Origin of the sequence: Novosphingobium sp. PP1Y, from assembly GCF_000253255.1 — a bacterium.
GTDB lineage: Bacteria > Pseudomonadota > Alphaproteobacteria > Sphingomonadales > Sphingomonadaceae > Novosphingobium.
Genome location: NC_015580.1, coordinates 730,005 through 751,975 on the forward strand (window position 1 = coordinate 730,005; position 21,971 = coordinate 751,975).

The 21,971-nt window shown below is 65.9% G+C and carries 16 protein-coding genes; 5 read left to right on the forward strand and 11 right to left on the reverse strand.

Annotation, left to right across the window (positions count from 1 at the left end; all coding sequences use genetic code 11):
• Positions 1-15: 15 nt before the first annotated feature.
• The 10 genes from PP1Y_RS09585 to zwf form a co-directional block, all read right to left on the reverse strand.
• Positions 16-1,278 carry an N-succinylarginine dihydrolase gene (locus PP1Y_RS09585; protein WP_013832054.1) on the reverse strand — a complete coding sequence of 421 codons (1,263 nt, stop codon included), beginning with the start codon at positions 1,276-1,278 and terminating at the stop codon, positions 16-18.
• 9 nt (positions 1,279-1,287) lie between these two features.
• Positions 1,288-2,307 (reverse strand): arginine N-succinyltransferase, encoded by a 1,020-nt coding sequence (locus PP1Y_RS09590; RefSeq protein WP_013832055.1) that lies wholly within the window; start codon positions 2,305-2,307, stop codon positions 1,288-1,290.
• Positions 2,304-3,509, reverse strand: a complete 1,206-nt coding sequence (locus PP1Y_RS09595) for a hydrolase (protein WP_013832056.1) — start codon at positions 3,507-3,509, stop codon at positions 2,304-2,306. Before PP1Y_RS09595 ends, PP1Y_RS09590 begins: the two co-directional genes overlap by 4 nt.
• Entirely contained in the window at positions 3,509-4,924 is a 1,416-nt protein-coding gene (gene astD / locus PP1Y_RS09600; RefSeq protein ID WP_013832057.1) for a succinylglutamate-semialdehyde dehydrogenase, read from the reverse strand. Before astD ends, PP1Y_RS09595 begins: the two co-directional genes overlap by 1 nt.
• Positions 4,921-5,952, reverse strand: coding sequence for a 2-oxoadipate dioxygenase/decarboxylase family protein (locus PP1Y_RS09605; RefSeq protein ID WP_013832058.1), 1,032 nt, complete (start codon positions 5,950-5,952; stop codon positions 4,921-4,923). The genes astD and PP1Y_RS09605 overlap by 4 nt, the downstream gene beginning before the upstream one ends.
• Positions 5,953-6,134: 182 nt before the next feature.
• Positions 6,135-8,921 carry a phosphoenolpyruvate carboxylase gene (locus tag PP1Y_RS09610; protein ID WP_013832059.1) on the reverse strand — a complete coding sequence of 929 codons (2,787 nt, stop codon included), beginning with the start codon at positions 8,919-8,921 and terminating at the stop codon, positions 6,135-6,137.
• Complete coding sequence (eda, locus tag PP1Y_RS09615) at positions 8,918-9,544, reverse strand: bifunctional 4-hydroxy-2-oxoglutarate aldolase/2-dehydro-3-deoxy-phosphogluconate aldolase (protein WP_013832060.1); 627 nt, start codon at positions 9,542-9,544, stop codon at positions 8,918-8,920. The genes PP1Y_RS09610 and eda overlap by 4 nt, the downstream gene beginning before the upstream one ends.
• On the reverse strand, positions 9,541-10,515 hold the full coding sequence (locus PP1Y_RS09620; protein ID WP_013832061.1) for a glucokinase: 975 nt from the start codon (positions 10,513-10,515) through the stop codon (positions 9,541-9,543). Before PP1Y_RS09620 ends, eda begins: the two co-directional genes overlap by 4 nt.
• Before the next feature lie 14 nt (positions 10,516-10,529).
• Entirely contained in the window at positions 10,530-12,344 is a 1,815-nt protein-coding gene (edd, locus tag PP1Y_RS09625) for a phosphogluconate dehydratase (RefSeq protein WP_013832062.1), read from the reverse strand.
• Between the two features lie 78 nt (positions 12,345-12,422).
• On the reverse strand, positions 12,423-13,865 hold the full coding sequence (gene zwf, locus PP1Y_RS09630; RefSeq protein ID WP_013832063.1) for a glucose-6-phosphate dehydrogenase: 1,443 nt from the start codon (positions 13,863-13,865) through the stop codon (positions 12,423-12,425).
• Between the two features lie 297 nt (positions 13,866-14,162).
• Here zwf and PP1Y_RS09635 point away from each other — a divergent pair, with 297 nt between their 5' ends.
• Positions 14,163-15,161, forward strand: a complete 999-nt coding sequence (locus PP1Y_RS09635; RefSeq protein ID WP_013832064.1) for a cell wall metabolism sensor histidine kinase WalK — start codon at positions 14,163-14,165, stop codon at positions 15,159-15,161.
• Positions 15,162-15,210: 49 nt separating this feature from the next.
• Here the strand turns inward: PP1Y_RS09635 and PP1Y_RS09640 are convergent, their stop codons facing one another.
• A complete protein-coding gene (locus tag PP1Y_RS09640; protein WP_065762408.1) occupies positions 15,211-16,635 on the reverse strand; it encodes an OprO/OprP family phosphate-selective porin in 1,425 nt (474 codons plus the stop codon).
• A 349-nt stretch (positions 16,636-16,984) separates the two neighbouring features.
• On the opposite strand from PP1Y_RS09640, the gene PP1Y_RS09645 reads away from it, so the two are divergent.
• From PP1Y_RS09645 to pstA, 4 genes are all read left to right on the forward strand, one after another.
• Positions 16,985-18,388: a porin gene (locus PP1Y_RS09645; protein WP_013832066.1), complete on the forward strand. Its 1,404-nt coding sequence runs from the start codon at positions 16,985-16,987 to the stop codon at positions 18,386-18,388.
• A gap of 261 nt (positions 18,389-18,649) precedes the next feature.
• Positions 18,650-19,696 (forward strand): substrate-binding domain-containing protein, encoded by a 1,047-nt coding sequence (locus PP1Y_RS09650; RefSeq protein WP_013832067.1) that lies wholly within the window; start codon positions 18,650-18,652, stop codon positions 19,694-19,696.
• A gap of 18 nt (positions 19,697-19,714) precedes the next feature.
• On the forward strand, positions 19,715-21,088 hold the full coding sequence (gene pstC / locus PP1Y_RS09655; protein WP_013832068.1) for a phosphate ABC transporter permease subunit PstC: 1,374 nt from the start codon (positions 19,715-19,717) through the stop codon (positions 21,086-21,088).
• Positions 21,081-21,971, forward strand: coding sequence for a phosphate ABC transporter permease PstA (gene pstA, locus PP1Y_RS09660; protein WP_041558732.1), 891 nt, complete (start codon positions 21,081-21,083; stop codon positions 21,969-21,971). Before pstC ends, pstA begins: the two co-directional genes overlap by 8 nt.

Sequence of the window (21,971 nt, forward strand, 5' to 3'; positions counted from 1 at the left end):
CGGCAGAAGTTTCGCTCAGAACGCGCCGCGATCCAGTTCTTCGAGGCCCAGTTCGCGGCAAAGTGCCGCGCGGGCGGTGACAAGCTCTTGCCATAGCGCGGGTGAGGCGAGGTCCTCTACTGCAAGCTGTTCCGGCCAGAGCCGGGCGACGAGCGCCTCGATTGCGCTGAGCTTTTCGGGTGTCGCGATGAAGCGCGGGTCGACCGTCGCGGGATCGGCCACTACGCGCAGGCGCAGACAGGCCGGGCCGCCGCCGTTGGCCATCGATTCGCGCAAGTCGTGGACGAAGAGGTGCCGGATCGGTCCGTTGCCCGCGACATGCGCTTCCAGCCATTGCCAGACCGCGGGCGTCTCTCGCGCCTCGCCCGGAAGCACCAGCGCCATTTCGTCCGAGGGCAGCGTCACCAGCTGGGCATTGAACAGATAGGAGGAAATCGCATCGGCGAGGCTGACCGCGCTGGCGGGCACTTCGACGATCTCGATTTCCGGCAGCTTGCCGCGGAGCTCTGTATAGAGGCCCTCGCGGTCGGCGAAGGCCTGTTCATGCGTGAAGAGGACCCGCTCGTTGGCAACGGCGACGACGTCGTTGTGGAACGCGCCCGCGGCGATGGCCGCCTCCGACTGCAGCGCGAGGACCGTGCGCTCCGGCGCAAGGCCATGCAGGCGAGCGACGGCGGCGCTTGCCTCGCGGTGCTGGCGCGCCGGAAAAGGGCCGCCGCTTTCGCCGTAGACGAAGACCTCGATGCCGGGTCGGTCATGGCCCGCACACAGTCGCATGTGATTGGCCGCGCCCTCGTCTCCGAAGGGGGCAGGGACCGGCGGGTGAACCGCGAAATGCGCTTCGTTGGCGAAGGCGATCTGCAATTGCGCCAGCGTTTCGCGCCATTCGTGGCTGCGGTGCGGCATCGTCACGAGGTTGGCCACGGTCAGGTGGCAGCGCCCGTCGGCGGTGTCCGGGCCGGGCGAGACGGTTGCGGCATTGGCCGCCCACATCGACGAGGCGGACAGGGCATTGGCCCGCAAGGGCGCGCTGGCTGAAGCCATGTCGGTGCCGAGCTGACGCAACCAACCTTCGTCCGGACGGCGTTGCGGCAGGAAGAAACCCTGCGCCAGCCCGCGCTCGAGGTTCGCGCGCATTTTTGCCAGGCCCTGAAGCGCCGCGGCGCGGGGGCGCGCGACCTTCCCGGCGTTCTTCGCAGAAGCCAGATTGCCAAGGCTCAGGCCGGCATAGTTGTGGCTGGGTCCGACAATTCCATCGAAGTTGATTTCCGTCAGCATCAGAGCACCTCAGGCAGGGGCGTAAGTTACGGTATCGCCAACGCTCACGCCCAGCAGTCTGGCGGCCTGTTCGTCGAGGCTCACCCCGCCTTCGGTCTCGGCAAGATGACCAAGGCAGGCGCGGAATCCGGCAAGGTGGCCGGTGGAGACGAGATGCGAGGGCGAGCCTTCGACATTGGCCGTAATCAGCGCGACCTTGGCGTCCTTCGCCTCCTGGATGGTGCGGATGCGGTCGGTTTCGACCATCATCGAAGGGCCGCCGTCGAAGATGTCGATATAGTTCTGGAAGGCAAAGCCCTCGCTCTCCAGCATGCGCATGGCCGGGCGGCCGGAGAAATGGGGCTGGCCCATGACCTGCCGGGCCCCTTCGGACAGCAGCGCGGTATAGATCGGGTGCTTGGGCATGAGGTCGGCAATGAACTGGTTGCCGTGACGGCCGTAGAATTCGTCGGCATCGCGAAAGCTCATGTCGAAGAAGCGGCCTGCAAGTCCGTCCCAGAAGGGCGAATTGCCGGCATCGTCGATGGCTCCGCGCAGTTCGGCTAGGGTGCGGTCGGCGAAGCGCGCGCGATGGGCGCGAATGAACAGGTAGCGGCTGCGCGCCAGCAGCTTGCCGACGCCCGCCGAACGCTCGGTCGCATCGAGGTAGAGCCCGCCCACCTCGCTCGATCCGTCGAGGTCGGTGCACAGGGTCAGCATCTCGGCCCGGAAAGTGCGGTCCAGCTCCTTGGAGTGCTGGGTGATGCGCCCGATGCGATAGGAATAGAACGGCCACTCGGTGCCGACCTGCGAAAAGATCTGGCAGGTGCCGTGCACCTTGCCGGTCTCGGTATCCTCGAGGATGAAGACGAACAGGTCGTCGTTCAGCGTGTCCTCGTCGCGGGCAAAGGCGCGCGCGGCGCGTTCCAGCTTGCCCTTGAGCGTCGGCTTGTCGGGCGGCAGGTTGGTGAACCCTCCCCCGGTGCCCTTGGCCATGCGGTAGAGGGCATCGAGATCCTTTTCCCGGGCCGTGCGCAGCAGGAACGTCATCGGGCAACTCCGTGTCTGTCGAGGCGGTGCATGACCAGCGCCGTCAATTGCGCGCGGGCATCGAGCGAGTCGGCCAGCAGGTACTCGTCCGGCGAGTGGATCGCGCCGCCGCAGGCGCCCATCGTGTCGATCACCGGAACGCCGCAGGCGGCAATGTTGTTGCCATCGCACACGCCGCCGGTGTCCTTCCAGGTCATCGCCTGCCCCAGATCCGCCGCAGCCTGGGAAACGAGGCCGAACAGCTTCTCGGTCTTCTCGCCCACCTGCTTGGGAGGGCGCGAAACCCCGCCATGCAGGTGTATCTGAACTTCGTGGCGGACGGATACATCGGCGATGGCCGCCTCGATCATCTGCCGGGCATGCTCGGCCAGCTCGGGCGTGCGCGGGCGGATGTTGAAATGCACGATGGCAAGGTCGGGCACGGTATTGTTGGGCGCACCGCCCTCGATCCGCGCCGGGTTGACCGACAGCCCTTCGCGCTTGCCGGCGGCAAGACGCATGGCAAGGTCCGAAGCCGCGAGGACGGCATTGCGCCCGTCCTCGGGGTTGCGCCCCGCATGGGCGGACTTGCCGGTAATCACTGCTGCGTAATTGCCCGAACCGGGGCGCGAGCGTGCCATGATCCCGCCGGGAAGCGCAGGTTCATAGGTCAGCGCAGCCAGCTTGCCCTCGGCAAGCCGGGCAATCAGCGGCGCCGAGGACAGCGAGCCGGTTTCCTCGTCGGCGTTGATCATCACGTCGTAACCCAGCGTGGGCCCGCCCCGCTCATAGGCTTCCAGCCCCGCCAGCATCAGCGAGAGGCCGCCCTTCATGTCTGCGGTGCCGGGGCCGTGCAGGGTGTTGTCGTCAAGCCAGTCGCACGTCTGGAAGGGGTGGTCCTTGGCATAGACGGTGTCCATGTGGCCGGTCAGGATCACCCGGCGCCTGGCCGCTGGCCGCACGGAGACGACGAGATGGCGACCATGTGCGACCTCGTGGGTCTGGCCCGTGGCATCGACTTTCTCGACCGGCGCAGGCTCGACCAGCGATACCTCGCCCGGCAGCACGGCAAAGGCATCGGCAAGGCGTGAGGCCATGGCGGCCAGCCCATCGAGGTTGCCGGTGCCGCTGTTGATCGCGGCCCAGTCCAGAGTGCGTTCGAGGATCGGCGCGCGCTCGACCGGCGCCAGCAAGGTGCGTTCGTCGTGCGTCAACCCGGTCATCAACGCAGCTTTCCGTCGAGCGCGCCCATGTTGCCGCTCGCGTCGGAGGCTTCGAAGCTGGCCATCGGGTAAGCGCAGTAGTCGGCGGCGTAATAGGCGCTGGGGCGGTGGTTGCCGCTCTCGCCCAGACCGCCGAAGGGCATCGAGCCTGCCGCGCCGGTCGTTGGCCGGTTGCGATTGACCACGCCCGCCCGGCTTTCGAGGACGAAGCGCTGCCACAGGCCGTCATCGGCGCTGACGAGACCGGCGGACAGCCCGAAGCGGGTGTCGTTTGCCGCTGCCATCGCGGCATCGAAGTCCGCCACGCGGCAGACCTGCAGGACCGGGGCGAAGATCTCTTCGTCCGGAACCGATACGCCGGTCACGTCGAGCATGGCAGGGCGCACGAATGCGGCGCTGCGGTCCTCGACGCTGCCGAACGGCTCGACCACGCGCGCGCCGCGCTCGACCAGTCCCTCGAACTGCGCGCGGGCCTTCGCGGCGGCGCCGCTCGAGATAAGCGGGCCGATATAGGGCTCGGGCGTCTCGTCCCATGCGCCGATCAGCAGGCGCCCGGAAAGGTGCGCGACCGCTTCGACGAGGTCATTGCCGAAGGCTGTATCGGGCACGATCAGGCGGCGCGCGCAGGAGCAGCGCTGCCCGGTGGTGACGAAGGCGGACTGGACGACGATGGCCGCGGCTTCCTCCACGTCGCCGTCCCATGCGACGAGCGGGTTGTTGCCGCCCAGCTCCAGCGCGAGGATGACGTCGGGCCGGTCGGCGAAGAGGTGCCGGAAATGCGCGCCCGCACCGGCGGAACCGGTGAACAGCAGCCCGTCGATCGCGCCTGAGACCAGCGCCTCGCCGGTTTCCCGCGCGCCCTGGATGCACTGGAACACGGCCTCTGGAAGACCGGCCTCGGCCCAGGCCTCGGCCATCGCCGCGCCGGTGGCAGGCGTCATTTCGGAGGGCTTGAAGACCACCGTGTTGCCCGCGAGCAGGGCGGGGACGATGTGGCCGTTGGGCAAGTGGCCGGGGAAGTTGAACGGGCCGAGCACCGCCATGACGCCATGCGGGCGATGCCGCAGGACCGCCGCGCCGAAGGGCATGTCGCTGCGCCTTTCACCGGCGCGCTCGGCCTGCGCGGTGATCGAGATGCCGACCTTGCCGATCATCGAGCCCAGTTCGGCAAGGCCCTCCCAGCGCGGTTTGCCGGTTTCGCGGCTGATTATCGCGGCAATCTGCTCCTTGCGCGCTTCCAGCACGGCCTTGAAGCGCTGGACGGCAGCGACCCGGTCGTCTACGGCAAGTGCTGCCCATCCGGGAAAGGCTTTGCGTGCGCAGCGCAGTGCCGCGTCCACTTCTGCCCGGCCGGCGGCTGCGCCTTCCCAGACCACAGCGCCGGTTGCGGGATCGATCGACTGAATATGGCTCATTGCTGCCTCGTGACTGCGAAGATGCCGGTGGCGTTCCCGGAGTCGAACGTCAGGTCCAGCATACCGGTTGCCGGGTCGATGTCTCGAGTGATGAATTCGTAGAACGAGCCGGGCACCTCGCGCATGATTTCGGAGCCGTCGGCAAGGCGGAACGGGCGTTCGACCTTGTCGGCAAGGATCGCGGTCTGGCGCACGCGGCCGTTCTGCGACACCTCGACGCTGGGCTTCATGGGATAACCTTCCTCGCGAAGGTCCTCGGCAAGCTGGACGACATCGTCGGTGCGCGTGGTGGCGTGGTTGAAGGCGTTGCCTTCGGTGGCGATCCAGGCGGCTTCCTTGCTGTGTTCGAGCAGGGCTTCGTAGTCTGCGAGGGCCGGTGCCGGATGCTGCCGCCCGAAGGCGCGCAGGGCGCCGGCAACGATGGTCGCCGCCTGTTCGGGCGAGCAGTCTCCTTGCGCATCGAGCGCCTGCAGCGCCGACCACTCTGCGGCGCCGATGGGATCCTGCGAACCCGCGAATACGCGCTCGGCTGCCGCCTGCGTCGTCTCGGGCAGCTCGTTGACATGCAGTTCCGAGACGAAGAACTGCGGGACCGTTTCGGGCAGGTCGCGATGGACGAGGGCGCGGCCGGTCATCTTCAGCTTGGGTAGCGGGTAGAGCCCGCCGACTTCGTAGCCCATCGGCGCAAGGAAGCGCGTGAAGGCCTCGCAGCCCGAAGGCAGGTCGCCGGTCGCCCCGTCGATGGTGCGCAGCGCGCCGTGGTCGAAGGCGATCGTCTCACCTTTCGCGCGGATCTGCGCGACGTAGCGCGCGGCCGTGGGGACCCGCTCGAGCAGGTCCAGGAACAGCGCGGCATTGAGCGCCATGGCCACTTGCGCGCGGCTGGGCCGCTCGTCCGTGCCCCGCAGCACCGGGTCGATCGAAAGCGTCGTCAGCGCGAACGCGGCGCGGTCCTCGCCGACGGCTGAGGCGAGCAGGCGAAACAGGGTTTCCCGGCTGGAGACGGCGGTGCTGGGGGCGGCAACCATGACATCCTCTTTGTTTATTTATTGCGCGTACTTGCAATATATGTAACGCGCAGGGCGAAGTCCACCACCGCGCGAAACTTCGCGCAAATGGCTGGAAACCGACTTTTTTCGAGGATGTTTTGCAAGATCCGTGCGGCAGCGCCGGGTGGAAGACCGTTCCGCCCGGGCCGCCGTGCCGGATGTCAGCCGTGAGCGCCGAATTCGTTGGCGATGGCGGTGGTGATCCGCAGGCTCAGGGCATAGGACCGGGCGATGGGATCGATGTAGTCGCGGTGGATCTGCGAATAGCCCGACGCGCTCGAGTCCGGATAATCGCTCGGCAGGTCGACGCTGAAGTCGTTGATCGACGGGAAGCTGATCGGGAACGCCCGGCGCAGCTGCGACAGACCATCGTCGACGCGCAGCGAGAAGAACATCTCCAGCACGTCCTCGCGGCTGATGTCATTGGCGCGGCTGAAGGCCGGAACCATGACCGCGCGCAGGAACATGTGCTTGAACAGCGCGATCCGCAGCGATTGCAGAACGCCGAGGCTGCGGCGGGTATGCTCGCGGTCGGGCAGCGGCGATTCGTCCGGGATCTGGTCGAGCAGGCGGTGCAGCTTCATCGCATCGACCCGCAGGCGCGAGGCGAGGCGGCGGAACACGCCGGTCCGGTCGTCCTTGGTCAGGTACTCGCCGATCTTGAGGCAGGCATCGGAGATGTGCTGCTCGTCGCCGCGATAGGGGCGGCTGGCCCAGTAGGCCGAGTTGAACAGCTCGCCATAGGCGGCCACGGTCTTGATCGAACCCAGCGCATTGGCCGCGCGGGCGAGTCGGATGAGCTGGCGCCCGCGCTCGCTTTCGATGAGCAGGCTGGCGATTTCCTCGATGTTGCCATCGGCCGCCGTGCCGATCCCGGCGATCACGTTCACCGGATAGCCAAGCTGCTGGAGGATCGCATTGTGCGGGATCGCGCGGATCTGGCGCAGGCTCATGGTCCGGTCGCCGGAAAGATCCGACTGTCGGCGCGACTTGCGGCTGCCGGTATCGTTGAGCAGGCCCAGGCCGAAGGCGGTGATCGCGCGCGAGTAAGTGTGGCTTTCCAGGTGTTCGTGCTGGACGCCGCGGATCGCCCGGTAGAAGTCGAGGCTGAGGTCGGTACGGCGATAGAACACGTCGGTCGGCGAATTGGTATCCGCACCCCACAGCGGCCGTTCGGCCATGCGGGTCAGCGTCGCCAGGGCCAGTTCGTCCGATCCGAACCAGAGATAGCCGTCGCCGCCCTGGAACGAGACTTCGGGCTCCAGCCTGATCCCGGCGCGCAGGAAGCGGCGGCGGGCCCAGGGCGACATCTGCCAGTCGAAGCGGTCCTCGATGCTGGAAGGATGGGCGCCGCGGCCCATGGATTCGCCGCCGGTGTTGAAGATCAGCGCGGCAACGTCGGTCATCGCGTTCGCGGCCATGGCTTCGGCAAGGCGGCCCTGCAGGCGCTCGATGGCGAGTGCGGCGGGAATCTGGCCGACGAAGCGGCCCGCGTCGGAGAAGCCGGTCTGGATCGAGACGCGCCCGCGCTTGCGGGCATATTCGCGGTAAGCCGGTTCTGACAGCACTGCGTCGAGGAATCGGCCGCCGTGTTCCAGCGCGCTCTCCGTCTCGAACAGGGGCGAGACATCGACTTTGTCGTCGATCCCGAACATGCGCGCGAAGTAGAGGGCGGCCAGCACCGTAGTCGGCTGTTCGCACTCGGCCACGAGCATGCGGATCGGAGTATCGGAATCGATGTGCTGCAGGATCTGCGCCATCGCCAGGAACTGGCGCACCGCCGTGCTGTTCTCGATCGCCAGCGCCGCGAAGTTGGAACGCAGCGGCTTAACCTCGGCCAGCAGTTCGCGCATGCGGACCAGCGCCGCCTGGCTGGCGAGGCTGAGCTTGCCGTCCGGATCGATGCGGCGGCGGATCGCGTTCTGAAGCTGCGAGGAGTTCACCCGGAAGTGGATCCAGCCCATGCCCAGGCCATCGGAGCGCATCGCTGCGGCCACCACGAGCAACTGGCGCGCGACGTCTTGATCGGCGTGGCGCGCTTCCTCTTCCAGCTCGGCGATCACACCTTCAAGGCTGACCAGCTTGTCGGGATGTTCGGCGGTCAGCGCATTGGCCGCAGCCGAGAGCGCTTCGGGCTGGGACAGGTCTTCGGCAAAGCGCGCGGCCATGTCCGCGGCGAGCTTGCCCGCGCGCTCGAGCCGCTCGGCAATGGCGGGCTCGGTGGACATGAGGTCCTGCGCATAGGCGGCCAGCCGCATCGCCTTTTCCTCGAGGCGATAACGGATCGAAGTGGACCACGAGATGTCGGTGCGCCCGTCCATGTCGTAGCCGACCCAGGTGGCGAAGCGCACCGGCATCGGCTGCAGGCTCTTCCAGCGCTTGGGCCAGCGGGTGGCGGCGATATCGAACAGGCGGGCACTGATCCGGTCGCGGGCCTTCTGGCCACGAGCGAGCGCGGCCATCGCCTTGTCGTGTTCGTAGTCGAGCGTGATCGTGTCGCGTTCGGGCGAAGCGGCGCAAACCGAGGCTTCGCTGAAATCGCCGTTGGATGCCGAATGCGTCACCGCTTCGGTCTGTCCTGCGGTGAGCAGGAACGTGGGATGCGCGGTGAAGACGACATGTGCGGCAGGACGCTGCCAGCGGGCGGCGAACTCGGTAAACTCTTCCTCGTTCGCGATTTCGTCGATCCGCACGTCGTTCTGCGCGACGGGGACCGGTTTGACGAGGCGGTCGAGCCGGGCGGCGCGGGCCCGCAGGCCCTCGCATTCCATTTCGGCGACCAGCCGCTCGATGTCATCGAGCGACATTTCGCCGTTCTCGAGCTTGCGCGAAAGCTCAAGCCCGAGCTGGAACACCGGATTGTAAAGCGGGGTCTGCGCCGTCAGGGGGTGCAGCTCCCGCAGGCGGGCGTTGAGGTCCTCGACCGTGTTCAACGCCGCCCCGCTCATCGTGCAAGCCCGGCTGCGGTTCTTGCGTCGGCTTCGATCTTCTTCGGATCGGGCTTGCCCTTGGGTACCATCCAGCTACCTCCAACACAGATTACGGCATCGAGAGCGAGCCATTCCGGCGCATTGGCCGGAGTGACGCCGCCGGTGGGACAGAACTTCGCCTGCGCCAGCGGGGCGGAGATCGCCTTGAGGGCGGGCGGTCCGCCGGCAGCCATGGCTGGGAAGAACTTGAGCCGGTCGAAGCCCATGTCGAGCGCAAGCATGACGTCGCTGGCATTGGCCGTACCGGGCAGGAACGGGATCTCGCGCTTGATTGCAGCTTCGCCCAGGCGCGGGGTGAGGCCGGGCGAGACGATGAATTCGGCGCCGGCATCCAGCGCCCTGTCGAGATCGTCGGGGTTGAGTACGGTGCCGGCACCGACGACGGCGCCGGGTACCTGCTTCATGACCTTGATCGCCTCGATCGCGCAATCGGTGCGCAGCGTCACTTCCAGCGCGGGGAGTCCACCGGCGACAAGCGCCTCGGCCACGGGCAGGGCGTGTTCGATATCTTCGATGACCAGCACCGGGATCACCGGTGCGAGGCGCATGACCTTTTCGACCGATGCGGAAAGGTTGCTCATGCAGTATGCTCCCTGACGAAGGCGGCAGCCGCGCCGAACAGGCCGGGCTGCGGATGGGTGATCAGCTTGACCGGCAGTTTTGCCATCATGCCGGCGAAGCGGCCCTTGGCGCAGAAACGGTCGGAAAAGCCTGACTTGAGAATGGTTTCGCGGATCCGGTAGCCCAGCCCGCCGGCGATCACGACGCCGCTGGCACCCTGGGCAAGGGCATAGTCGCCCGCCGCGGCGCCCAGCGAGAGGCAGAAGCGGTCCACGGCGGCGGCGGCGAGGCTGTCCTCGCCGGACGTACCGGCGGTCCAGATCTCGACATCGCTCAGTTCATGGATGGCGCGCCCTTCGAGGGCGGCGAGCGTCTGGTAGATGTCGACGATGGCGGGGCCGGAGACGACACGTTCCACCGAGACGCGGTTGTGGCGCTTGCGCAACCGGGCGAGGACGGCGTCCTCGATCTGGTCGAGCGGGGCAAAGTCGATGTGGCCGCCTTCGGTCGCCTGGACGTGATAGGTGCCCTTTCCGTCGCGCCAGAGATGGGCGACGCCAAGGCCCGTGCCCGGGCCGAGTACGCTCACCGTGCCCGACGCGGGCAGCGGCGTGTTTTCGGGGCCTGCCAGGTCGAGGAAATCGTCCTCGGCGGCGCAGGCCACCGCATGGGCCACGGCAGCGAAGTCATTGACGATGGTGTGCCGCGTCGCGCCCAGCTTTTCCTCGATGAGGGCAGGGCGGATGATCCACGGGTTGTTGGTGAAGTGGATCACTTCGCCGCCAACCGGACCGGCCACCGACATCGCCACGGCATCGGGCAGGGTGCCGCCGTTCATTTCGCGAAAGGCCTGCCAGGCAAGCTGGAAGCTGGCGTGATCCTTGGTGTGCAGAGTCGCCGGATCACCCAGCGTAATCGCGCCGCCTGCGTCCACGCTGGCAATGGCGAAGCGGGCGTGGGTGCCGCCGATATCGACAGTGACGAGTTCCATCCCGGCAGCCACCGTCACAGACCTGCCACTTCGAGCATGGCCGATCCGCCCTGTTCGGCGCCGCCCGCGCTCATGCGGAACATGGCGAAGAGTTCACGGCCCATGCCCATTTCCGCGGCGGGTGCCGGGGCGGGCTGGCGTGCGGAGAGGTCGGCGGTCGTCTCGAGAGTGCCGTCCTCGGCCGAAAGGCGCACCACGTCGCCATCGCGCAGCAGCGAGAGCGGTCCGCCGCCCAGCGCTTCGGGAGTGACGTGGATCGCGGCGGGAACCTTGCCCGATGCGCCGGACATGCGCCCGTCCGTGACCAGTGCAACCTTGTGGCCGCGGTCCTGCAGCACGCCGAGCGGCGGGGTCAGCTTGTGCAGTTCGGGCATGCCGTTGGCGCGCGGTCCCTGGAAGCGCACGACGACGACGACGTCCTTGTCGAGTTCGCCGTTCTTGAACGCCTGGGCCACGGCTTCCTGCGTTTCGAACACGCGGCAGGGGGCCTCGATCGTCCAGCGCTCCTTGTCGACCGCCGAGGTCTTGAACGTGGCGCGGCCGAGATTGCCGGAGACGAGGCGCATGCCGCCGTCCGGCTGGAACGGTTCGGAAACCGGGCGCAACATGGTGTCGTCGCCGCTTTTCGCGGGAGCGGAAGTCCAGGCAAGGGCCTCGTCCATCAGCACCGGTTCCTGCGCATAGTCGCGCATGCCGCCCGGCGAGACGGTCAGCACGTCCTCGTGGGCAAGCCCCGCGTCGAGCAGTTCGCGCACGACCCAGGCCATGCCGCCGGCCGCGTGGAAGTGGTTCACGTCGCCCGAGCCGTTGGGATAGACGCGGGTGATCAGCGGCACGGCAGCGGACAGCTCCGACAGGTCGTCCCAGTCGAGGATGATGCCAGCCGCGCGGGCCATCGCGGGCAGGTGGATGGCGTGGTTGGTGGAACCGCCGGTCGCCAGCAGGCCGACACAGGCGTTGACGATGGCCTTCTCGTTCACGACCTGCGCCATCGGGCGGTAGTCTTCGCTCTTGCGGCCCATTCCGGCGAGGCGGTGGACGGCGGCGCGGGTCAGCGCCTGGCGCAGCGGCGTATTGGGCGGGACGAAGGCGGCGCCCGGCATGTGCAGGCCCATCATCTCCATCATCATCTGGTTGGAGTTGGCAGTGCCATAGAAGGTGCAGGTGCCGGCCGAATGGTAGCTGGCGCTCTCGCTGGCGAGCAGGTCCTCGCGCGTGGCCTTGCCTTCGGCGTAGAGCTGGCGGGTCTTCTGCTTCTCCTTGTTGGAGATGCCGCTGGGCATGGGGCCCGACGGCACGAAGACGGCGGGCAGGTGGCCGAAGCGCAGCGCGCCGATCATCAGGCCGGGCACGATCTTGTCGCAAATGCCGAGCAGGGCCATGCCGTCGAACATGGCGTGGCTCATTGCGATGCCGGTCGACATGGCAATGGTATCGCGGCTGAACAGCGAAAGTTCCATGCCGTCGAAGCCCTGGGTGACGCCGTCGCACATGGCGGGCACGCCGCCGGCGACTTGCGCCGTCGCCCCCACTTCGCGGGCCCACAGCTTCATCTGCTCGGGATAGCGGCCATAGGGCTGGTGGGCAGAAAGCATGTCGTTGTAGGCGGTGACGATCGCCAGGTTGTTGGCGCTGCCGGTGGCGATGGCGGACTTGTCCTCGCCGGCCGCGGCAAATCCGTGGGCCAGGTTCGAGCATGAAAGGAAGCTGCGGTCCGAGTGCCGGTCGGCCTCGCGCGCGACGAGATCGAGATATCGGGCGCGGCTGTCCTTCGAGCGCTCGATGATGCGGTCGGTAACCCGAGCCACTGCCGGGGCGAGATCAGTCATTATGTCACTCCTGCTTTCCGGCCTCGCTCCTCTCCCCCTGAGAGCTTCGGCCTTTTACGGCCCTGCGACCGCCTAGAATTATTCGTGCCAGGTAACGCCGTCGCGTTCGGCCAGGGCGATGGCGGCCGAGGGCCCCCAACTGCCGGCCGTGTAAGTCTTGGGTTCAAGCGCCTGCTCGTCCCAGCCGGCGCGGATCGCATCGATCCAGTCCCACTGCGCCTCGACTTCGTCGCGGCGCACGAACAGCGTCTGGTCGCCCTCGATCAGGTCGAGCAGCAGGCGTTCGTAGGCGATGCGCCGCTGCGGGCCGGCAAAGGCGTCGGGCATGGTGATCGCCAGCGGCACGCTGCGCAGGCCGATGCCTTCGCGGTCGAGACCGGGGATCTTCGCCATCAGCGAGAGGGTGATGTTCTCTTCGGGCTGGATACCGATGACGAGGCGGTTGGGCACCGTCTTGGCGCCGCGGCCCGAGAAGATCGAGTGCGGCACGTTGCGGAACTGGACGACGATCTCGGTCGTGCGGCGCGGCAGCCGCTTGCCGGTGCGCAAGTAGAAGGGCACGCCCTGCCAGCGCCAGTTGTCGATGTGCGCCTTGATCGCGACGAAAGTTTCGGTGTTCGAATCTTTGCCGAGTTCCTCGTCGTAGCCGGGCACGGCCCCGCCCGAGATCGCGCCGGCGCGGTACTGGCCGGTGACCGTCTCGCTGACGTTGACCTTGCGCAGGCTGCGCAGGACCTTGACCTTCTCGTCGCGCACGTTGGTGGCATCGTAGGAAACCGGCGGTTCCATCGCGACGAGCGCGAGGAGCTGGAGGATATGGTTCTGCACCATGTCGCGCAGCGCGCCGGAATCGTCGTAGTAGCCGACGCGCGATTCCAGGCCGACCGTTTCGGCGACGGTGATCTGCACGTGATCGATGTGCGCCGCATTCCACAGCGGCTCGAACATCAGGTTGGCAAAGCGCAGCGCCAGCAGGTTCTGGACCGTTTCCTTGCCCAGGTAATGGTCGATCCGGTAGATCCGCTCCTCAGGAAAGGCCGAGGCGACGGCATCGTTGATGACGCGGCTCGATGCGAGGTCGATGCCGAGCGGTTTTTCCAGGCCGATGCGCACATTGGGCCCGGCCAGGCCGCTGCTCTGCAGGCCGCGGATCGTCGGCTCGAACAGGCTGGGCGCGGTCGACAGGAAGATCGACAGGCCTTCCTCCGGCTTGCCCACCTTTTCGGCCAGCGCCTTGAAGCCTTCCAACTCGTTGGCGTCGAGCGCCTGGTAGCTCAACCGGTTGAGGAACGTCGCCAGGCCGCCGCGGCGGTTGGCCGGCAGGAACTGCTCCAGCGACTGGCGCGCGAAGTTGCGGAACGACTGGTCGTCCATGTCAGAACGCGCGGTGGCGACGATCTCGATACTTGGATCGAGCAGCCCTTCGGCATCGAGCGCACACAATGACGGCAGCAGCATCCTGCGCGATAGATCGCCGGTGGCACCGAATAGCAGCAGGCGATCGGAAGTGAATTTCGTCACGTGTACGCTTCCATCATGGACAAGGTGCGCCGGGTCGGACGCGCATGGGAACTGGCGGGCGAATTGCCCCTCGCATTTGCAGCATATCAATAGTGCCCTGCGAGCGCTAGGTTATCGGCATACGAATTCCCACCTCGCTTCGCGGACAGGTCTCCGAATTGGCCGGTTCGCGACAAAAGCTGTCTATGCTTTGCTGCGGTACCGTTTCCAAGCGGCAAGAGCTGCCATATCACTGTCTTGCGGGTTTTCTACCCTGGCTGGCCCGACGATCGGGGATGGAGCAAGGAGAGTGCGTTCATGACGGTGGAGGGTGTCGGCCTTCTGGAACATCTGCAGACCCCGGCCATGGTCGTGGCGAGAGGGCAGGTCCGCTTCGCCAATTCCGCGGCCAAGGCGCTGCTGGGCGTGCACATCGTCGGGCAGGACGTGCGCATTGCCATTCGGGACCCCAAGGCGGTTGCGGCGATCCTCAGCGAAAAGGGCGGTACCGCGCAGGTTTCCGGGCTTTCGACGGGGGGCAGCGTCTGGCAGGTCGATTGCCGGGTGCTGGCCTCGAACGAGCGGCTGGTCAGTCTTTACGACCTGTCCGAGCGGGTCAGCGTCGCCAAGTCCCATGCCGATTTCGTCGCCAATGCCAGCCACGAACTGCGCACGCCGCTCGCCAATGTGCTGGGCTACGTCGAGACGCTGATGAATCCCAAGGCGGGCGGCGATGAAAGCGTGCGCCTGCGCTTCCTCGACACGATCCGGCACGAGGCGCAGCGCATGCAGTCGCTGATCTCCGATCTCATGTCGCTTTCCCGGATCGAGGCGGTGAAGCACGAAGTGCCCGCCGACCGTGTCGACATGGTTGCGCTCTCAAACGAGATCGGGGGCGAATTCCGCACCAGCGCGACGGTCACGGTCAAGGCGAACTGCGAAAAGGCGGTCATTGCCGGCGATCGCGGGCAGATCGGGCAAGTCTTGCGCAATCTCATCGACAATGCGCTGAAATACGGCAAGGCCGGCGGTCCGGTCGAGGTCTCGATCGAGGCGGCGAGCACCGGCTGGGTATTGCTTACCGTGCGTGACGAGGGCGAGGGCATCGCGCCCGAGCATCTGCCCCGCGTGACCGAGCGTTTCTATCGCGCCGACACCAGCCGCAGCCGGGCGGTCGGCGGCACCGGGCTGGGCCTCTCGATCGTCAAGCACATCGTCGAGCGCCACCGCGGCCGCTTCGACATCGACAGCCGCCCGGGAACCGGGACGACTGCCTCGATGATGCTTCCCTTGCGAGAGGAACAGCCGGCGGAGTAAATCTGGCACCGCGGCGATGGAGATGCTTGCCCCACCGCCGCGGTAATCATCAGAAGTCCAGTTCGAAGCGGGTGCCGATGACCTGCGCGTTGTAGTCCCGGTCGCCCGAGGGCAGGGCCGTCGCACCGCTGTAGTCGAGCAGCGCATAGTTCACGTTGAAGCGCAGGTTCTGGATCGGCGACCAGATCAGGCCGACGATGTAGCCGTTCTGCGTTCCGCCCCGGATGTCGCGGCTGTTGAGGTCGAGCCAGTCGTAGCGCAGGTTGACCTGGATCGAGCCGATGCCGTCCTCACCCAGCGGGTGGGCCGGTGCAGATGACGTGAATACGCCGTCCTTGTATCCCCGGCTGTCGCCCGAAGTGATGAAGTAGCCGACTTCGGCATAGGCGCCGCGGAACGTCACGTCGGGCTGGCCGATGCGGTTGGCGCGCTGGACGTGGACTTCGCCCACGCCGTGCCAGCGGCCCGAGATCGCCGCCAGTTCGAGGCCATAGTGGGTTTCATCCGACAGGTTCATCGCCGGAGTGCCGATCAGGCGGGTATTGGTGGAGTGGACGAGCGGACGCTGGCGATAGCGCGTGGTGCTGTCTTCCAGGCGGTTTAGCTTGCGCCAGTGCGCCGAGCCGCCGAAGTGCAGCTGCGTCTCGCCGATCTTCGGCGCGAAGACGAGGCGGCCATCGAAGCTGATGGAGTTGTTCTCATCGCCGCCGCTCGCTCCGTCGCTGCTGTTGGAAAGCGCGTTGATGTCGTCGGTGAAGACACCCGCCTGCGCCAGCCACGGCCCGCGCGAATATTGCGCTGCCAGGCCCAGGCGGCGTTCGAAGTTGAAAGCATCGGTGAAGGCCGCGCGCTCCATGACGCTGCCGGTGGTGTCGCCGGTCAGTTCGTCGAGCGACTGGAAGCTGTTCTGGTTGCCGAGTGTGACCAGCCAGGGTCCCTTGGAATAGCTGAGATAGGTATCGACCAGGTCGACTGAGTTGTCGGAGAGTTCCAGCTCCAGCTTGTAGCCGAAGCCTGCACCCAGCTTGCCCTGCGCACCCAGACGGATGCGGCGCACCTCGTTCGAGAAGCCAAGCCCCTTGTCGGCAAGGCTCGAGGGGGCGGAAACGTAGTTGGCATCGGCCTGGATGCGGCCCTTGACCTTGAACTGCTTGTCGCCCTCGGTGAACTGGGGGCTGCCCTTCCATGCGATCTTCGTGCTGGGCTTGGCCACAGGCTGCTCGCTCGCAACCGGCGTTGCTGCCTGAATCGGTGACGTAGCCGCAGGAGTGCTCGCATCGTTCGATGCCTGTGCGCCAGTCCCGTCCGCGCCAATGGCCAGACGGCTCTCAAGCGCTTCCAGGCGAGCTCGCAGCGCGCGAATCTCTTCGCGCATGGACTGCGCTTCGGCGTCCCCGATATCCTGCGCCATCGCAGGTGCAGGAAGTGCAGCGACAACGGCTGCAAGGGCGGTGGTGGCCAGCAATCGGCTCATTCTCATCAAACTCCGCATGGTTCCCCCGGGCATTCCCCGGCCCAGTGGGGACCGGCCTCTATGACCTTTCAGTGACACTTTGGTGACAAACATGACTGCAATGTAACAAAATGTTGACGGCGGAGGCCGGGGGTATGCCCCCCCTAACGACGGGCATCCGCGCAATCCCGTAGTTCTCCCAAAACGGGCAGACACAATTTGTAATTAAACGCGTGAACCAGCCGGTCGGAGCGATCGGTTCAAATCGTGGTTTGGTCCCAATCCTGAAGCAGAGCGTATTGTTGTTTTTGCATGGAAATCAATTCCGGGTCGCCGAACGAAATATAGTGGAAATAAAAGGACAGGTTCAGTGAGAAAATTACAGGCAATTTCGGCCCTGGCCGTTGCCGTGTCTGCCGGGTGGGCGCTTCCCGCTGCGGCGCAAGTCAGTAAGTCGGCAGCCGTTCTGGAAGAACTGCAGGCCATGCGCGCCAAAATGGAAGTCATGGCGCAGCGTATCGACAATCTCGAATCTGAACTTGAACAGGCCAATGCCAAAGCCGAGGCCGCAAGCCAGTCGGCACAAGTCGCAAGGGCCGACGCCAGCACCGCCAGGAAATCCGCCGAAGAGGCCTCGCCTGTCAAGGTCGCCTGGAAAGGCGCACCCAAGTTCAGCGACGACAAGGGCTGGAGCTTCAAGCCCCGTGGCCGAATCCAGGTGGACATCGGCGGAACCGACGCGCCGAGCGGGCTTTCGAAGGGCGCCAATGCCTCGCTCGGCACTGCAACGGAAGTGCGCCGCGCCTGGTTGGGCTTCGAAGGGACGATGCCGGGCGGTATCGGCTATCGCTTCGATGCCGACCTGACCAATTCCAGCCTGGCACTGGCGGACGCCTACATCAGCTACAAGGCGAATCGGAACCTTACGCTCGTTCTGGGCAACCAGCGTCCCTTCACCGGGCTCGAGGACATGACCGCCGTCCTTAACACCACCTTCATGGAGCGCAGCAGCTTCAGCCAGGCCTTCGGCTTTGAGCGCCGCGTTGGTATCGCCGCGAACTACAAGACCAAGGACGTGCTGGTCGAAGCAGGCCTGTTTGCCGACGACATGTCGAGCATGAGCGCGGATACGGACAAGAGCTGGAGCCTCAACGGGCGCGTGGTCTTCATGCCCAAGCTGGGCAACGGCACGCTGCATCTGGGGGCCTCGGCCCAGTATCACGATCTCGCCGGTTCGGTTACAAGCACGCGCTATCGGACGCGGCCGTTCCTGCATACGGCGGACGTACGCCTGGTCGATACCGGCTCCATTACGGCCACCAGCGAGCGTCGCTACGGCGTTGAGGCTGCCTACATGACCGGGCCCTTCCATGCGGTCGTCGAAGGCAACGCGATCACGGCGGTGCGTCCCGGTCTCAGCAATCCGACCTTCAAGGGCGGCTACGCGGAAGTCGGATATGTCCTCACGGGTGAGAAGGCGCCTTACAAGGGCGGAATATTCGATCGGCTGCGGCCTGCCAAGGGAATCGACGAGGGCGGTATCGGCGCCATTCAGGTCAATCTGCGATTCGATCATCTCGATCTCAACGATTCAGACATCGTCGGTGGTCGCCAGGATACCGCGGGCGTGTCATTGGTCTGGGCCGCGACGAGCAATCTGCGCTTCACGGCCAATTACGGCCACCTGTGGTTGCGCGACGCAGCGATTACCGCTGACGGTGATGACAGCTACACCGCCGACAGCATGGGCATGCGCGCGCAGATCGACTTCTGACCTGCAGCAAGGGAAGCGCCGCCAGGATTTTGCTGGCCGCGCTTCCCTTGCAAGGCATTGTAACTACCCCTAGACCTGCCCCCGGTCGGCGCGCTTCGCCGGTCGGGGGCTGGCTCATTTTCGGGCCCAGTCGTCCGCGGTTGAAAACGGATGTTCTTTCCGTAATTTGAGGGGCAATCGTACAATGTCACTTCATCGTCATAGAAGTGTCATTGTACCCCAATAGGGGCGTCCCAGAATTGAAGCCCAAGGGGTATTGCCATGCATTCTACCAAGACGTTCTTCGTTGCCGCCGTCTCTGCGATGGCTCTCACCGCTTGCGGCGGTTCGGGTGGGGCGGGCTCCGGCGCGCGTGACCAGATCAAGGCCGTCGGCTCGTCGACTGTCTATCCTTTCGCTACCGCAGTGGCCGAAGCCTACGCCAAGGCGACCGGCGAAAAGTCGCCCGTCATCGAATCGACCGGCACCGGTGCCGGCATGAAGCTGTTCTGCGCCGGCGTCGGCGCCCAGCACCCCGACATCGAGGACGCCTCGCGCCGGATGAAGAAGTCCGAGTACGAGATGTGCCAGAAGAACGGCGTGACCGACATCGTCGAAATCCAGGTCGGCATCGACGGCATTGCCTTCGCCGAAGCCAAGAACGGCCCGGGCATGAAGCTCACCCCGACCGACATCTACAAGGCGCTGGCCGCCGACCCGTTCGGCAAGCCCAACACCGCCAAGACCTGGAAGGACGTCAATCCTTCGCTCCCCGACGAACCGATCCTCGTCTACGGCCCGCCGTCGACCTCGGGCACGCGTGACGCACTCAAGGAACTGATCCTTGAGGCCGGCTGCAAGACCGATCCGGCAATGGCCGCGCTCAAGGACAGCGACAAGGACAAGTACGAGGCGACCTGCCACGACATCCGTGAAGACGGTCCCTACGTCGATGCCGGCGAGAACGACAACCTGATCGTCCAGAAGATCTCGCAGAACCCGAAGGCCATCGGCATCTTCGGCTACTCGTTCCTCGAAGAGAACGCCGACACCATCAAGGGCATTCCGATGTCCGATGTCGAGCCGACCTACGAGACGATCTCGAACTTCTCCTACCCCGGCGCCCGTCCGCTCTACATCTATGTCAAGAAGCAGCACCTCGCCCCGATCAAGGGCCTCAAGGGCTACGTCGAGGAGTGGACCAAGCACTGGGGACCCGATGGCGACCTCAAGGCGAAGGGCCTGATTGTCGCGCCGGAAGACGTGCGCGCCAAGAATGCCGAAGTCATCGCCAACATGACTCCGCTCGACCCCTCGGTCCTCAAGTAAGCGTGTAAACGGCCAGATATGATCTTCACTGCAGTCCTGCTGGCCGTTTTCGGCCTTGGCCTCGTCGGCTGGTTTGCCGCGCGGGCCAGGGCCAGGCTGCTCTATACCGGCCGGGGATCGATGCATTCGATGCCCGGCTACCATGGCTGGCACATGGCGCTGTGGATCGTGGTCCCGGCGCTGCTTGCCTGGGGCGTGTGGTCGGCGATCATGCCGGGCCTGGTCGAAAGCGCGGTCCTGGCCGATCCGGCTGCGGCCCAGCTTCCGCCGGACGACATGAACCGTGCGGCAATCCTTGCCGATGCCCGTGCCATCGCCGCCAATCCCGATGCCGTCGCCTTCAACCCGCTGTCCAACGCCCTGGCCGAGCCGATGCGCGCAGCCCAGCAGCGCTTCGGACTGATCGGAGCCCTGCTTGTCGTCATCGCGGCGCTGGCCGGCGGCGGCTATGGCTTCACCAAGATTCGTGCCGGCTTCAAGGCGCGCACGCAGGTTGAGCGCGCGGTTCTCGGGCTGCTGCTCGCCGCCTCGCTCATGGCGATCCTCACGACATTCGGCATCGTCGCTTCGCTGGTGTTCGAGGCTGGGCTGTTCTTCAAGGACGTCTCGCCCATCGCCTTCCTGACCGGTACCCACTGGGCGCCGGGCAATGCGGGCGGCACTGACCTTAACGACAATTTCGGCGCCGTGCCGCTGTTCTGGGGCACGATCTACATCGGCGCCGTCATCGCCATGCTGGTCGCCATCCCGCTCGGCCTGATGAGCGCGATCTACCTGACCCAGTACGCCTCGGGCCGCATTCGCAAGATCCTCAAGCCCGTGCTTGAAATCCTCGCGGGCATTCCGACCGTCGTCTATGGCTACTTCGCCGCGCTGACGGTGGCACCGATTATCCGCGACTTCGCAGGCTCGCTGGGCATGGCCAATCCCTCGACCGAGAGCGCGCTGGCCGCCGGCCTCGTGATGGGCGTGATGATCATTCCCTTCGTCTCCTCGATGGCGGACGATGCGCTGGCTGCGGTTCCCCGTGCCATGAGCGACGGTTCGCTCGCGCTGGGCGCCACCAAGTCGGAGACGATCAAGAGGGTGCTGCTGCCTGCCGCGCTGCCGGGCATCGTTGCCGGCGTGATGCTGGCGATCAGCCGTGCCATCGGCGAAACCATGATCGTGGTCATGGCCGCGGGTGCCGCCGCGCGACTTTCGGTCAATCCGTTCGATTCCATGACGACAGTGACCTACCAGATCGTCCAGCTGCTGACGGGCGACCAGGAATTCAACAGCCCCAAGACGCTTTCCGCCTTCGCGCTGGGCCTGGTGCTGTTCATCGTCACGCTGATCCTCAACATCATCGCCCTTCGGGTCGTGAAGCGTTTCCGGGAAGCATATGACTGACGCAGGCTGGCAATCGCCCGAGTTTACCCGGCGCCTGGCCAAGCGCCACGCGGCCGAGCGCCGGTTCAAGCGGCTCGGCTTCAGCGCCGTCGCCCTGAGCCTCGCCTTCCTGGCGCTGTTGCTCTTCATCATGCTGCGCAATGGTCTTGGCGGCATCGACTGGCAGTTCCTGTCCGGTTCGGATTCCACCAATGCCCATGTCGCGGGCGTCTGGGGCGCGACCAAGGGGTCGCTGCTGACGATGCTGGTCACCTTGCTGCTCTCGTTTCCGATGGGCGTGCTTGCTGCCGTCTATCTCGAGGAATTCGCGCCCAAGAACCGGCGCTGGGTGGAATGGGTCGAAGTCTCGATCAACAACCTGGCGGCGGTGCCGTCGATCATCTTCGGCCTGCTGGGCCTTGCCGTGTTCATCAACACGCTGGGCTTTCCGCGCTCCTCGCCGCTGGTCGGCGGCCTGACGCTCGCGCTGATGACGATGCCGGTCATCGTCATCTCGGGCCGCAACGCGATCAAGGCCGTGCCCCCGTCGATCCGCGATGCCGCGCTGGCGATCGGCGCAAGCAAGGTGCAGACCGTGTTCCACCACGTGCTGCCGCTGGCCCTGCCGGGCATCCTGACCGGCACGATCATCGGCATGGCCCGCGCGCTGGGTGAAACCGCGCCGCTGCTGATGATCGGCATGCGCGCCTTCGTCGCCACGCCGCCGGGTGGGGTAACCGACCCTTCCAGCGTGCTGCCGATGCAGATTTTCCTGTGGTCGGACGAAATCGACAAGGCCTTCGTCCAGAACACTTCCGCCGCCATCATCGTCCTGCTGGTCTTCCTGCTGGCGATGAACGGCCTTGCGATCTACCTTCGAAACAAGTTCGAAGTCCGCTGGTAG

Bases quoted from the DNA above. Each gene is read 5' to 3' on its own strand.
- PP1Y_RS09585 (WP_013832054.1), bottom strand. From the start codon at position 1,278: ATGCTGACGGAAATCAACTTCGATGGAATTGTCGGACCCAGCCACAAC.
- PP1Y_RS09590 (WP_013832055.1), bottom strand. From the start codon at position 2,307: ATGACGTTCCTGCTGCGCACGGCCCGGGAAAAGGATCTCGATGCCCTC.
- PP1Y_RS09595 (WP_013832056.1), bottom strand. From the start codon at position 3,509: ATGACCGGGTTGACGCACGACGAACGCACCTTGCTGGCGCCGGTCGAG.
- astD (WP_013832057.1), bottom strand. From the start codon at position 4,924: ATGAGCCATATTCAGTCGATCGATCCCGCAACCGGCGCTGTGGTCTGG.
- PP1Y_RS09605 (WP_013832058.1), bottom strand. From the start codon at position 5,952: ATGGTTGCCGCCCCCAGCACCGCCGTCTCCAGCCGGGAAACCCTGTTT.
- PP1Y_RS09610 (WP_013832059.1), bottom strand. From the start codon at position 8,921: ATGAGCGGGGCGGCGTTGAACACGGTCGAGGACCTCAACGCCCGCCTG.
- eda (WP_013832060.1), bottom strand. From the start codon at position 9,544: ATGAGCAACCTTTCCGCATCGGTCGAAAAGGTCATGCGCCTCGCACCG.
- PP1Y_RS09620 (WP_013832061.1), bottom strand. From the start codon at position 10,515: ATGGAACTCGTCACTGTCGATATCGGCGGCACCCACGCCCGCTTCGCC.
- edd (WP_013832062.1), bottom strand. From the start codon at position 12,344: ATGACTGATCTCGCCCCGGCAGTGGCTCGGGTTACCGACCGCATCATC.
- PP1Y_RS09635 (WP_013832064.1), top strand. From the start codon at position 14,163: ATGACGGTGGAGGGTGTCGGCCTTCTGGAACATCTGCAGACCCCGGCC.
- PP1Y_RS09640 (WP_065762408.1), bottom strand. From the start codon at position 16,635: ATGAGCCGATTGCTGGCCACCACCGCCCTTGCAGCCGTTGTCGCTGCA.
- PP1Y_RS09650 (WP_013832067.1), top strand. From the start codon at position 18,650: ATGCATTCTACCAAGACGTTCTTCGTTGCCGCCGTCTCTGCGATGGCT.
- pstC (WP_013832068.1), top strand. From the start codon at position 19,715: ATGATCTTCACTGCAGTCCTGCTGGCCGTTTTCGGCCTTGGCCTCGTC.
- pstA (WP_041558732.1), top strand. From the start codon at position 21,081: ATGACTGACGCAGGCTGGCAATCGCCCGAGTTTACCCGGCGCCTGGCC.